The following is an 11,632-nucleotide window of genomic DNA, read 5'->3' as shown; positions in this document are numbered from 1 at the left end:
GTAGTCGGGGTTTCACCCCCGCAAGAGTAGGACGCCGCCATGCAACGTAACCTCAAAGGATATTGATCCTTTGAGGTTTTTTTGTGCAAAGAAATAGTAAACGTACAAACACGAGACACCCTCTTCTGTCGTATATTATAAAACACATAGATTTATTTACGCTTTGTATAAAAAAAGATACATGGGAAACAATACTACTACGGAGGTGGAGAATGTGAGGAAAGAACAATCAATCTATGAAACTTGTGGAGTATGTGATTGCAAAAGAGAGCATGGGATCCACTTATACAACCTATTTATATGTAGGGATTGTGAAAAGGAAATTATACAAACAGCACCGGAAGATCAGCAGTATCATTATTTCTTAAAGAAACTAAGAAATATAACCCAAACAAAGCAATTTTCATAGTATAGTGATAGAAAGGTGTTTAAAAGGGAGCGTTTTTCCTTTTTAACACCTTTTTTTATACATATAACAGGAGGATCATTATGTCGCAATCACAAACCCCTTTATACTCAGCATTAGTGGAAATGACTAAACAACCTCATTATTCTATGCATGTTCCAGGTCACAAGAATGGAACTGTATTTCCAAAAACGGGTAAGCAATTATTTAAAGATATATTATCTATTGATATGACAGAGATTACAGGCCTCGACGATTTACATCAACCAGAGGGGATTATTGAGAAAGCACAACAATTAGCTACGGAGTGGTTTAGAACTAGAGCTTCATACTTCTTAGTAGGGGGCAGTACTTCAGGGAACCTCGCTATGATTCTAGCAACTCAAAAAAAGGGGAAGCCTTTTCTAGTGCAACGCAACAGTCATAAATCCATTATACATGCATTAGAACTATCAGGATCTAAACCTATTTTTCTTTCCCCTCACTATGAAGAGAAATATGAACGCTTTACAGGTGTTCATAAAGAAGATATAAAAAAGGCACTTAAAATGTACTCTAGTATTTCTGGGATTATCTTAACGTATCCTGATTATTATGGACGTACGACTCACTTGAAAGAAATTATTGATCTTGCTCACTCTTACAATGTACCTGTTTTAGTCGATGAGGCTCATGGTGTACATTTTTCATTAAATGACCCTTTATTACCTAAGTCTGCTCTGTCTTTGGGTGCTGACGTAGTGGTGCAATCCGCTCATAAAATGGCCCCGGCAATGACAATGGGGGCATATCTTCACTTAAATTCCGAACGGATAGATCCAAGGCAAATCACTCACTACTTACAGGTTTTTCAATCAAGCAGTCCCTCGTATCCAATATTAGCTTCATTAGATTTGGCAAGATACTTTATGGCAAACTATTCTAAAGAGGACCTTCAAACAAGTATAGAGTGGATTACTAAACTGCGTTCATCTTTGACGAATGGTTTGGTATGGACACTTGTGCCTTTAGAAGAAGGTGTAGATGATCCATTTAAGTTAACCCTCCGTATTGAAGATCATGTCGACTCACAGATCGTGGCTTCTTATTTAGAGAAGGAGGGGCTTTATCCTGAACTAGTCGATAATCAACACATTCTATTCACGCTAGCACTAACTCCTAATTATTCAATATATCAACTAAAGTGTATATTTGAAAAAGTAGAGTCTAAATTAAAAACCAAGTCAGAATTTAACCGTGCTACAATAGAGGGAGTGAGTTCTCCTGTTTTTAATACGGTTCAGTCGAACCCTTATTCTTACTATGAACTAGATAGCATGAATCAAGAATTTGTGTATTGGCAAGAGAGTATTGGACGAGTAGCAAGCGCTTCTGTTACTCCATATCCCCCTGGGATTCCATTAATCATGAAGGGGGAGCGCATTCAAAGAGAACACGTAGATCGGATCGTGGATTTACTGAGAAAAGATAAACATATTCAAACGAAAGAACCCTTTTATCAGAAAGGTATGCACGTTTATATAGAAAGAGGATAAAGGAGAATGGATGTGGAAGGAACATTTATTACATTTGAAGGTGGAGAGGGAGCTGGCAAATCAACTGTACTGCAAGCCGTAGGTCAACGTCTCCTTAAGGAAGGGCATGACGTTGTGATGACCAGGGAACCAGGAGGGATCGATATTGCTGAAAAAATTCGCCAAGTCATACTCGATCCGACGCACACATCAATGGATGGTCGAACAGAAGCTTTATTGTATGCTGCTGCAAGAAGACAGCATCTGGTTGAGAAGGTTATACCAGCCCTAGAAGAAGGCAAGATCGTACTTTGCGATCGTTTTTTGGATAGCAGCCTTGCTTACCAAGGTCACGCAAGAGGTTTAGGGATGGAAGAAGTGTTACGTATTAATGAATTCGCTATTGAGGGATACATGCCTCATTTAACGTTATTTTTTGATATTTCACCTGAAAGAGGATTAGAGCGGATTGATCAGAATAAAGGTAGAGAACAAAACCGTTTAGACTTAGAGCATATCAAATTCCATCATACTGTCTATGAAGCTTACCAGTGGCTGCTTCATAAGTTTCCTGATCGAATTCAATCAATAGATGCGGATCATTCAGTAGAGATCGTTATAGAAGATGCATTTCAAAAAGTTTCTTCCGCTATTTAACAGATGGTCTTCGTAACTTGATAAATTCTTGTTATAATAAGGTACAAATGGGCTTTAATAAGGAGGAGATCGTCATGAAAATGATTGTGGCGGTTATACAAGATAAAGATAGCAACCGACTAACGAACGCATTAGCTGATCATCAATATAAAACAACTAAATTATCCACTACAGGTGGCTTTCTGAAAGAAGGCAATACCACCTTGATGATTGGTTGCGAAGACCATGATGTTGATGATGTCCTAGATATTATCCGTGATAATTGCAGTCAACGTGAACAAATGGTTGCACCAATATCCCCTATGGGGGGGAATGCAGATTCCTATATACCAAAGCCTGTTAAGGTGGAAGTAGGAGGGGCTACTGTTTTTGTGCTCCCTGTGGAATCTTTTTTTCAATTCTAGCATAGGGGGATGATGGCATGAAGATCGGTCAAGACTTAAGGTCACAGCTTGATTCAGCTCAAAAGAATATAAGGCCGAATTCTACTGGCCCCCAAGGCTTTGGTCAGATGGTGCAATCTGAATCACAAAAGATGCGTCAGCAGGAATTACATCGCCTTATGGGAGATATTACGAAGCAGGGAGAGAAAGTTGCTCGCTTTCGCTCTTTCAAGGATTTAGCCAAGTATAAGCGACTTGTAAAATCATTTGTACAGGAATCTGTTCAGTATGGGATGGACTTAAAGCAATCCCATAGTTGGAGTATGGACGGTCAGAGCCGAAAACTTACACTTGTGCAGTCAGTAGATGAAAAGTTAGCGGAATTAACCGATGAAGTCATGAATCAAGAGAAGAAGTCCATTGATGTATTAGACATCATTGGGGAGATAAAGGGACTATTAGTGAACTTATATATGTAAGGTAGTGACAGTAATGAACAAGTGGGCCGATATGATCGACATTCAGCCTATGGTTACAAAAATGTTAACCAATAGTATTCAAAAAGATCGCATCTCTCACGCTTATTTATTTCAAGGCTCAAAGGGAACGGGGAAGCTTGCTATGAGTTTATTATTTGCAAAAAGCTTCTTCTGTCGCTTTCGGGAAGGCGTGGAACCTTGCCAGACCTGTAAAGATTGCATCCGAATTGACTCTGGTAATCATCCTGATGTACACGTTATTCAGCCAGAAGGACAGTCAATTAAGAAAGAGCAAATTCTTCATTTACAAAAAGAGTTCACCTATACTGGATTAGAGTCAAATCAAAAGGTATACATTGTAGAAGATGCAGATAAAATGACGGCTAATGCCTCTAACAGGTTGTTAAAGTTTCTTGAGGAACCAAACCGTCAAACAGTGGCAATGCTTCTAACAGAAAACGGGCAAGCACTTCTGGACACAATTCGCTCTAGGTGTCAGATAATGGCGTTTCAGCCACTCAATACAGAGAATGTGACAAAGCGCTTGATTGAAGAGGGTGTTTCGGAGTCTTCAGCCCGTTTATTAAGTGCCTTAACGAATAATTTAGAGGATGCGCTCGAAATGAATCGTGATGACTGGTTTGCGAACGCGAGAAAGTTAGTGATACAATTAATTGAAGTCCTTCAGGAAAAACCCAGCGAGGCTTTATTATTCGTGAACAATCAATGGATGCCTCATTTTAAAGACCGAGATGCCATGAACCAAGGTTTAGATCTTCTTTCCTTATGGTTTAAGGATTTAGTGTACGAACATGTTGGTATGGAGTCATCTATTGTTTTTATTACAGAAAGGGAGCGCATTCGTACAAGCTCCTATACATGGTCCAAGCAATTTGCAACAAATGCTCTGTCCCATATTTTAGAGGCAAAACGTAAGCTAATCTCAAATGTTCACCCAACCCTGGTGATGGAACAACTCACGCTTCAAATACAGAGGTGATTGAATGGTTGAAGTAGTTGGTGTACGTTTCAAACAGGCGGGAAAGATTTATTATTTCGATCCAGATACTTACCAAATTACAGACGACGATTATGTAATAGTTGAGACCGTACGAGGAATTGAGTTCGGTAAAGTTGTGATTTCGAGTAAACAAGTAGATGAAGAAGATATTGTCTTACCGCTTAAGAAAGTCATCCGAATTGCGGATGAAAAAGATAAGTTAGTTGTAACAGAGAACAAGCAAAATGCGAAAGAAGCATTTAATGTTTGTGCTGATAAGATTATACAACATAAGCTAGATATGAAGCTTGTTGATGTGGAATATACATTTGATCGAAATAAAGTAATCTTTTATTTTACGGCTGACGGTCGTGTAGACTTCCGTAACCTTGTGAAAGATCTGGCATCTGTGTTTAAAACACGGATTGAGTTGCGTCAAATCGGCGTACGTGACGAGGCGAAAATGTTAGGTGGCATAGGTCCATGTGGCCGTATGTTGTGTTGTTCTACCTTTTTAGGGGATTTTGAACCGGTTTCCATAAAGATGGCTAAAGATCAAAATCTATCGCTTAATCCTGCGAAAATTTAAGGCTTATGTGGTCGCCTTATGTGCTGTTTGAAATATGAGAACGATGATTATGAAACAGCCAAAAAAGAACTTCCGGATATTGGAGAAGATATCAGGACACCACAAGGCCCCGGCAAGGTCGTTGGCTTAAACATCCTTGAACGTGTCATTCAAATAGAAATCCCTGATCAAGAACGAGTTATTGAATATACACTAGAAGAACTCATTCAAGAAGGTGCAGTACCAACGCAAGCCACAGAATAATGGGGTGGATGTAAGCGTGAATAAAAAAGAAATTTTTGAACAAGTATCACATATGGAAGAGCAAATCGGACAACTCTATCAACAATTAGGGGATCTAAAAAAGCAACTGGTGGAGCTGTTGGAAGAGAATCAACATCTATCCGTAGAGAACCACCACCTAAGGCAACGTCTTGAGCAAGATCATGAACATTCTGAACAAAGCGAGTCAAAACAATCCGAAGCAAAGGGAGCTTTGGTGGGTGAAGGATATGATAATCTCGCTCGTTTGTACGAAGAGGGATTCCATATCTGTAACCTCCATTTTGGGAGTCCCAGGGATGAAGATTGCTTATTTTGCCTATCATTTTTAAATAAAAAGAAGTAATGTTAGAGGCTGTTCCATATGGACAGCCTCTCTATTTATCTTGACGGTTGAATGAGGGAGTGAATGATCCATGGTAGAATTACATGGAGATGAGAGAATTGATTATTTATTAGCAGAAGAAAACCTACGTATAATACAAAGCAATAGTGTTTTTGCCTTTTCATTGGATGCTGTTTTACTAGCTAAATTTACGTATGTTCCTATAAAAAGAGGAAATATATTGGATTTATGTACAGGCAATGGGGTTATTCCATTCTTTCTAAGTAATCGTTCAAGGGCTAGTATTACAGGTGTGGAATTACAAGAGCGTTTATATGATATGGCACTTCGAAATACGAAGCTGAATGACTTAGAAGATCAAATTCAATTCATTCATGGCGATCTAAAAGAAATGCCCAAGACATTAGGAAACGGTAAGTTTGATTTAGTTACTTGTAACCCCCCTTATTTTCCTACCCCAAAAGAGGATTATAAAAATGAAAATGAACACTTAGCGATTGCTCGTCATGAGATTTATTGTACATTAGAAGATGTCGTATGGTCTTGCAGCCGCTTAACGAAATCAGGAGGAAAGGTCTCAATGGTCCATCGCCCGGGTCGTCTCCCAGACCTTATTACTCTCTTCCGAAAATATCAGGTAGAACCTAAACGCATACAGCTTGTGTACCCTAAGCCTGGAAAAGAGGCGAATATGGTACTGATCGAAGGTACAAGAGATGGGAAACCAGACCTGAAAGTCCTCCCTCCTCTTTATATTTATCAAGAGAATGGACTTTACTCTGATGAGATGAGGCACCTTCTCTATGGAAACTGATGAACACGTGGTGTACATGCTTCGTTGTAAGGATGCTACAATCTACACAGGGTACACGAACGACTTAGCGAAACGCTTGAGTATGCATGAATCTGGGAAAGGGGCGAAATATACAAGAGGTAGAGGCCCGTTTACTCTCGTTTATTGTGCTCATTACTCAACCAAGCGTGAAGCAATGCAAGAAGAATATCGAATTAAACGACTAACGCGTTCCCAAAAGGAGCGTCTTATTCATTCAGGTCAGAAAGGTATGGCAAATCATGAAGATTCAAAAAAGCTTCGAAACTCGTGAAGATCATCAGGGCGAGTTGTACATTGTCCCAACACCGATTGGCAATTTAGAAGACATTACTTATAGGGCTTTACGTATTTTAAGTGAAGTGGATGAAATAGCAGCTGAAGATACAAGGCAGACGAAGAAGTTATTAACGCATTTTGATTTGCATACGCCTTTAACTAGTTATCATGAACATAATAAATATAACCGGGAAGATTACTTATTACATGCTTTACAAAGTGGAAAAAAAATAGCCATTGTAAGTGATGCAGGTATGCCAGGGGTGTCTGATCCTGGTTTTGAGATAGTAAAGCGTGCTATTGAAGAAGACATTTCAGTCGTTGTACTACCCGGTGCTAATGCTGCTCTTTGTGCCCTGGTAGGTTCTGGATTAGACACGACGCGATTCTCTTTCTATGGTTTTTTGCCACGTAAGAAGAAAGAGCGCAAAGAAGAACTGGAGAGGTTAAGTAAAGATTCAGGAACATTGGTATTTTACGAATCACCTCATCGGTTAAAAGAAATGCTAAAGGCTCTGCATGAAGGGTTAGGTAATCGCCAAGTTGTATTAGCTCGCGAACTGACTAAGAAATATGAGGAATATATCAGGGGAACAGCTTCTGAGGTCTTAGAATGGGCACATACAGAGCAAGTACGTGGAGAATTCTGTATTATTGTAGAAGGCAGACAAAGTGAAGAAGTAGAGAATGAGGCTAGCTGGTGGGATGATTTATCCCTTATAGAGCACGTAGAGCATTATATTGAACGGGGTCAATCGTCAAAGGATGCTATTAAACAAGTTTCTGTTGATCGAAAGATGCCAAAGAGAGAGGTTTACCAAGCCTACCATACGTAATAAAAAACCCCCGCTTTTGGCGGGGGTTTGTCGTCTCTTTTTTTATCTCTTTATTAGTCTACTTTGTTGTTTAAGCTATTTTGAATTTCGTTCATTAATTCTTTTGCACCTTCTGGGCTAAGAACTAATTTGCCATTTGCAAGGCTCATGTTACTCTCAGAAACCTCACCTGTAACATGACAAGTCATGTTTGGCTTATATTTTTTTAGTACGATGCGATCGTCATCTACATAGATTTCTAGAGCATCTTTCTCATTAATTCCAAGAGTACGGCGTAATTCGATTGGAATTACAACGCGACCCAGTTCGTCTACCTTACGTACAATACCAGTTGATTTCATGTGTATTGCTCCTCTCACTCAAAAATATTTTCTTTATCTTCGTCATGTTTCGACATTCTATACCTCATATAGTACCAGTGATTCCCATCGGTGTCAATTCTTTTATTTGCCAAATCCAACAAGAATTTAACAAAATATAAAGCAGGTGAATCACGGTTCAGGAGAAATTTCCTAAAGCTGTTATTGTTTCTTAACTTTTTCAATTAAAAGGAAGTGATTTCGCATACAGCTACTACAATCTTTCGACATTATCCGACCTTTTTAGGGGGGTGGAATAAAAAAGATGTAACTAAAAATTCACCTCCTTTATTTGGAGTGTAAGAACTAACTTATAGTAACTATACCCGGAGGGTTTTCCTCTCAACCGAAGCGTTTAATTAAGTTCATCTCTTGATTTAATAAGCATTGATTTTGTATAGTTTTTTGTTAGGAATGGAAATAATGCTTATGAACCGATAAAATAGAGGGGATGCATGAACTAGATACTAAAAGTGATTACTCTCGTTAGTTTGAGAGTTGTATTACATATATTTAATAGGAGGGAATTCCATGACGGAAGAAAACAAGACCTTTTATATCACCACACCGATCTATTATCCTAGTGGGAATCTGCATATTGGTCACGCCTACACTACAGTAGCGGGTGATGCGATTGCGCGTTATAAACGATTACAAGGTTACGATGTTATGTACTTAACCGGTACTGATGAACATGGGCAAAAAATTCAACGAAAAGCTGATGAACAAGGAGTCACTCCACAAGCTTACGTAGATGATATTGTAAGCGGGATTCAGAGTTTGTGGGATAAGATGGATATTTCTATTGATGATTTTATTCGTACAACGGAGAAACGCCACACAGATGTAGTTGAAAAGATTTTCAACCGCCTTCTTGAGAAGGGAGATATCTACCTTGATGAATATGAAGGCTGGTATTGTACATCTTGTGAATCCTTCTTTACAGAGCGTCAGTTAGATGATGGCCATTGTCCTGATTGTGGTAATAAAGTAGAGAAAGTAAAAGAAGAATCTTATTTCTTCAAAATGAGTAAATACGTAGATGATTTATTAAAATTCTACGAAGACAACCCTCATTTCATACAGCCTGAAAGCAGAAAGAATGAAATGATTAATAACTTTATTAAGCCAGGTCTTGAAGACTTAGCGATTTCTCGTACAACCTTCGACTGGGGAGTTAAAGTGCCAGGAGATCCAAAGCACGTTATCTATGTTTGGATTGATGCGCTAAGTAACTACATTACAGCATTAGGTTACGGAACAGAAAATGATCAACGCTACCAAAAATACTGGCCAGCTAATGTCCACTTAATGAGTAAGGAAATCGTTCGTTTCCACACCATTTATTGGCCAATTATGTTAATGGCTCTTGATCTACCATTACCAAAGCAGGTATTCGCTCACGGTTGGATCCTTATGAAGGATGGGAAGATGTCTAAGTCAAAAGGGAACGTAGTAGACCCTGTTGATTTAATTGACCGTTATGGTTTAGATTCCCTGCGTTACTACTTGCTTCGTGAAGTGCCATTTGGTTCGGATGGAGTCTTCACTCCAGAAGGATTTGTGGAACGCACAAACTATGATTTAGCAAATGACCTTGGTAACCTTCTGAACCGTACAGTTGCTATGATTAGTAAATACTTTGATGGGGAGATTCCAGCTTTCAGCGCCAGCGAAGAAGATGTTGACGTTGAGTTAGAGACTTTCGCTAAAGAAACAAGAGAGAAAGTTGAACATGCGATGGATCATATGGAATTCTCTGTTGCCCTTTCAAACCTTTGGGCGTTTGTCAGTCGTACGAATAAGTACATTGATGAAACGACTCCTTGGGTTCTTGCAAAAGATGAGGCTAAGAAAGATCGTTTAGGTAACGTTATGGCTCATTTAGCGGAATCCCTTCGCCATATAGCAGTTATGCTGCAACCGTTCATGACGAGAACACCTAAGCTTATGTTAGAGCAATTAGGTATTGAAGATGATCGCTTTGCAGAATGGGGAAGCCTAGATAACCTTGGCATGATTCCAGCAGGAACGAAAGTGCAAAAAGGTCAGCCAATCTTCCCTCGTCTTGAGACAGAGGAAGAAACGCAGATCATTAAGAATATGATGAAGGGCGGCACTCCTGCTCCTGAAGAGGAAGAGAAAGAGGAATCAGAAGAAGAAGCCGAAGAAATTGGCATCGATGATTTCCTAAAAGTTGATTTACGAGTCGCTGAAGTTGTAGAAGCGGATAAGCATCCTAAAGCAGACAAACTACTTCGTTTACAGCTTGATCTAGGAAATGAGCAACGCCAAGTGGTTTCTGGAATAGCGAAACATTATGCTCCTGAAGATTTAATTGGGAGAAAGGTGATCTGTGTAACGAATCTTAAACCTGTGAAGTTACGTGGAGAACTATCTCAAGGCATGGTGTTAGCTGGAGAAGACAAAGAAGGAACACTATCTCTTGCATCAGTTGATCAAAACCTTCCAAACGGAACACAAGTTAAATAAAAATTAAGGGTACTCTATGGTATAGAGTACCCTTTTTTATTTATATGGAAGACTTGAAGCTGGGATGTGAGTGGCCGTTAAATTTGTTAAGTGGTTGGTGTGTCTTGGGAACGGCTCGCTTTCCGCGGAAAGCGAGTGATTTCCCGAACCACCTTACGCTCAATTAGTGCAAACGGAAACATTATCATAGTGAAGTGTGATAATTTTGAACACATATGGACTGGTGTTACAATACAACTAAAAGAACGTAATAAAGGAGTCAGTGACATGCTGTTTGATACACACGTGCATTTAAATGCCAGACAATTTGATGAAGATCGAGAAGAAGTCATTAAACGAGCCCGCGAAGCCGGGGTTGACTATATGGTTGTTGTAGGCTTTGACCGGGAAACGATTCCATTAGCTATTGAAATTGCTGAATCTCATGACAACATTTATGCTGCTGTTGGTTGGCACCCTGTAGATGCGATTGACATGGAAGAAGCGGATTTAGACTGGATTGAAGAACTTTCTGCTCACCCAAAAGTGGTTGCGATTGGTGAGATGGGATTAGATTATCATTGGGACAAATCTCCGGTGGATGTACAAAAAGAAGTCTTCCGAAAGCAAATTGAACTTGCGAAGAAAGTCCAAATGCCTATTATTATTCACAACCGTGAAGCGACACAAGATATCGTTGATATTCTAAAGGAAGAGAACGCAGAAGAAGTTGGGGGCATCATGCACTGTTACAGTGGATCTGTCGAGATTGCTAGGGAATGTATAGAGATGAACTTCTACATCTCTTTAGGCGGCCCTGTTACTTTTAAGAATGCTAAGAAACCAAAAGAAGTAGCAGAAGCTATTGATCTTGATCACCTATTAGTAGAGACAGATTGTCCGTTTCTTGCCCCACATCCAAATCGCGGAACTCGTAATGAACCAGCTTACGTTAAACTTGTTGCGGAGCAAGTGGCTGAATTAAAAGGAATTTCGCTCGAAGAAGTTGGACAAACAACGACAAGAAATGCCTTTAAACTATTTAAACTTGACCAATAAAATGGAAAAGCATAAAATAACGGAAAAATCGTGGCAGGTTTTGTACACATCTGTCGCGATTTTTCCGTTTCTTTTTGAAAAGGGAGCAGGTATAGTAAAGGGAGCCAAGGGGGTTATGTGGGTCCTTTTTCCATTTCTGCTGCTAATGATTTGACAGATG

At 39.4% G+C, this 11,632-nt stretch carries 13 protein-coding genes and 1 pseudogene; 13 read left to right on the top strand and 1 reads right to left on the bottom strand.

Annotated features, from left to right (window positions below; translation table 11 throughout):
• Window positions 1–181 precede the first annotated feature (181 nt).
• The 11 genes and pseudogenes from N780_RS19620 (at window position 182) to rsmI (ending at window position 7,582) form a co-directional block, all read left to right on the top strand.
• Window positions 182–409 (top strand): sigma factor G inhibitor Gin, encoded by a 228-nt coding sequence (locus N780_RS19620; RefSeq protein ID WP_084599735.1) that lies wholly within the window; start codon window positions 182–184, stop codon window positions 407–409.
• Between the two features lie 80 nt (window positions 410–489).
• A complete protein-coding gene (locus N780_RS17775) occupies window positions 490–1,941 on the top strand; it encodes an aminotransferase class I/II-fold pyridoxal phosphate-dependent enzyme (protein WP_036787259.1) in 1,452 nt (483 codons plus the stop codon).
• A gap of 12 nt (window positions 1,942–1,953) precedes the next feature.
• On the top strand, window positions 1,954–2,577 hold the full coding sequence (gene tmk / locus N780_RS17770; RefSeq protein ID WP_036787268.1) for a dTMP kinase: 624 nt from the start codon (window positions 1,954–1,956) through the stop codon (window positions 2,575–2,577).
• 74 nt (window positions 2,578–2,651) lie between these two features.
• Complete coding sequence (gene darA, locus N780_RS17765; protein ID WP_036787257.1) at window positions 2,652–2,981, top strand: cyclic di-AMP receptor DarA; 330 nt, start codon at window positions 2,652–2,654, stop codon at window positions 2,979–2,981.
• Window positions 2,982–2,998: 17 nt separating this feature from the next.
• Window positions 2,999–3,439: a YaaR family protein gene (locus tag N780_RS17760; protein WP_036787255.1), complete on the top strand. Its 441-nt coding sequence runs from the start codon at window positions 2,999–3,001 to the stop codon at window positions 3,437–3,439.
• A gap of 13 nt (window positions 3,440–3,452) precedes the next feature.
• Entirely contained in the window at window positions 3,453–4,439 is a 987-nt protein-coding gene (gene holB, locus N780_RS17755) for a DNA polymerase III subunit delta' (RefSeq protein WP_036787254.1), read from the top strand.
• 4 nt (window positions 4,440–4,443) lie between these two features.
• A pseudogene (locus N780_RS17750) lies at window positions 4,444–5,271 on the top strand (PSP1 domain-containing protein).
• Between the two features lie 16 nt (window positions 5,272–5,287).
• Complete coding sequence (yabA, locus tag N780_RS17745) at window positions 5,288–5,635, top strand: DNA replication initiation control protein YabA (protein ID WP_036787251.1); 348 nt, start codon at window positions 5,288–5,290, stop codon at window positions 5,633–5,635.
• A gap of 70 nt (window positions 5,636–5,705) precedes the next feature.
• Window positions 5,706–6,449 carry a tRNA1(Val) (adenine(37)-N6)-methyltransferase gene (locus N780_RS17740; RefSeq protein WP_036787249.1) on the top strand — a complete coding sequence of 248 codons (744 nt, stop codon included), beginning with the start codon at window positions 5,706–5,708 and terminating at the stop codon, window positions 6,447–6,449.
• Window positions 6,439–6,741: a GIY-YIG nuclease family protein gene (locus N780_RS17735; protein WP_036787247.1), complete on the top strand. Its 303-nt coding sequence runs from the start codon at window positions 6,439–6,441 to the stop codon at window positions 6,739–6,741. Before N780_RS17740 ends, N780_RS17735 begins: the two co-directional genes overlap by 11 nt.
• Window positions 6,710–7,582, top strand: a complete 873-nt coding sequence (gene rsmI / locus N780_RS17730) for a 16S rRNA (cytidine(1402)-2'-O)-methyltransferase (RefSeq protein ID WP_036787245.1) — start codon at window positions 6,710–6,712, stop codon at window positions 7,580–7,582. Before N780_RS17735 ends, rsmI begins: the two co-directional genes overlap by 32 nt.
• Before the next feature lie 53 nt (window positions 7,583–7,635).
• Here rsmI and abrB read toward each other — a convergent pair whose 3' ends face one another.
• Window positions 7,636–7,923 carry a transition state genes transcriptional regulator AbrB gene (abrB, locus tag N780_RS17725; protein ID WP_036787243.1) on the bottom strand — a complete coding sequence of 96 codons (288 nt, stop codon included), beginning with the start codon at window positions 7,921–7,923 and terminating at the stop codon, window positions 7,636–7,638.
• Window positions 7,924–8,472: 549 nt separating this feature from the next.
• Between abrB and metG the strand changes: the two genes are divergently transcribed.
• Together metG and N780_RS17715 are read left to right on the top strand one after the other, a co-directional pair.
• Window positions 8,473–10,434 (top strand): methionine--tRNA ligase, encoded by a 1,962-nt coding sequence (metG, locus tag N780_RS17720; RefSeq protein WP_036787241.1) that lies wholly within the window; start codon window positions 8,473–8,475, stop codon window positions 10,432–10,434.
• Window positions 10,435–10,701: 267 nt separating this feature from the next.
• Window positions 10,702–11,472: a TatD family hydrolase gene (locus N780_RS17715; protein ID WP_036787239.1), complete on the top strand. Its 771-nt coding sequence runs from the start codon at window positions 10,702–10,704 to the stop codon at window positions 11,470–11,472.
• Window positions 11,473–11,632 lie beyond the last annotated feature (160 nt).

It is taken from the genome of Pontibacillus chungwhensis BH030062 (genome assembly GCF_000770675.1).
GTDB classification, from domain to species: Bacteria; Bacillota; Bacilli; order Bacillales; family BH030062; genus Pontibacillus; species Pontibacillus chungwhensis.
This window is presented reverse-complemented; position numbering and strand designations above follow the sequence as displayed.

Coding starts and splice junctions, on each gene's coding strand:
- N780_RS19620 (WP_084599735.1), top strand. CDS start 182: ATGGGAAACAATACTACTACGGAGGTGGAGAATGTGAGGAAAGAACAA.
- N780_RS17775 (WP_036787259.1), top strand. CDS start 490: ATGTCGCAATCACAAACCCCTTTATACTCAGCATTAGTGGAAATGACT.
- darA (WP_036787257.1), top strand. CDS start 2,652: ATGAAAATGATTGTGGCGGTTATACAAGATAAAGATAGCAACCGACTA.
- N780_RS17760 (WP_036787255.1), top strand. CDS start 2,999: ATGAAGATCGGTCAAGACTTAAGGTCACAGCTTGATTCAGCTCAAAAG.
- holB (WP_036787254.1), top strand. CDS start 3,453: ATGAACAAGTGGGCCGATATGATCGACATTCAGCCTATGGTTACAAAA.
- N780_RS17740 (WP_036787249.1), top strand. CDS start 5,706: ATGGTAGAATTACATGGAGATGAGAGAATTGATTATTTATTAGCAGAA.
- N780_RS17735 (WP_036787247.1), top strand. CDS start 6,439: ATGGAAACTGATGAACACGTGGTGTACATGCTTCGTTGTAAGGATGCT.
- rsmI (WP_036787245.1), top strand. CDS start 6,710: ATGAAGATTCAAAAAAGCTTCGAAACTCGTGAAGATCATCAGGGCGAG.
- abrB (WP_036787243.1), bottom strand. CDS start 7,923: ATGAAATCAACTGGTATTGTACGTAAGGTAGACGAACTGGGTCGCGTT.
- metG (WP_036787241.1), top strand. CDS start 8,473: ATGACGGAAGAAAACAAGACCTTTTATATCACCACACCGATCTATTAT.
- N780_RS17715 (WP_036787239.1), top strand. CDS start 10,702: ATGCTGTTTGATACACACGTGCATTTAAATGCCAGACAATTTGATGAA.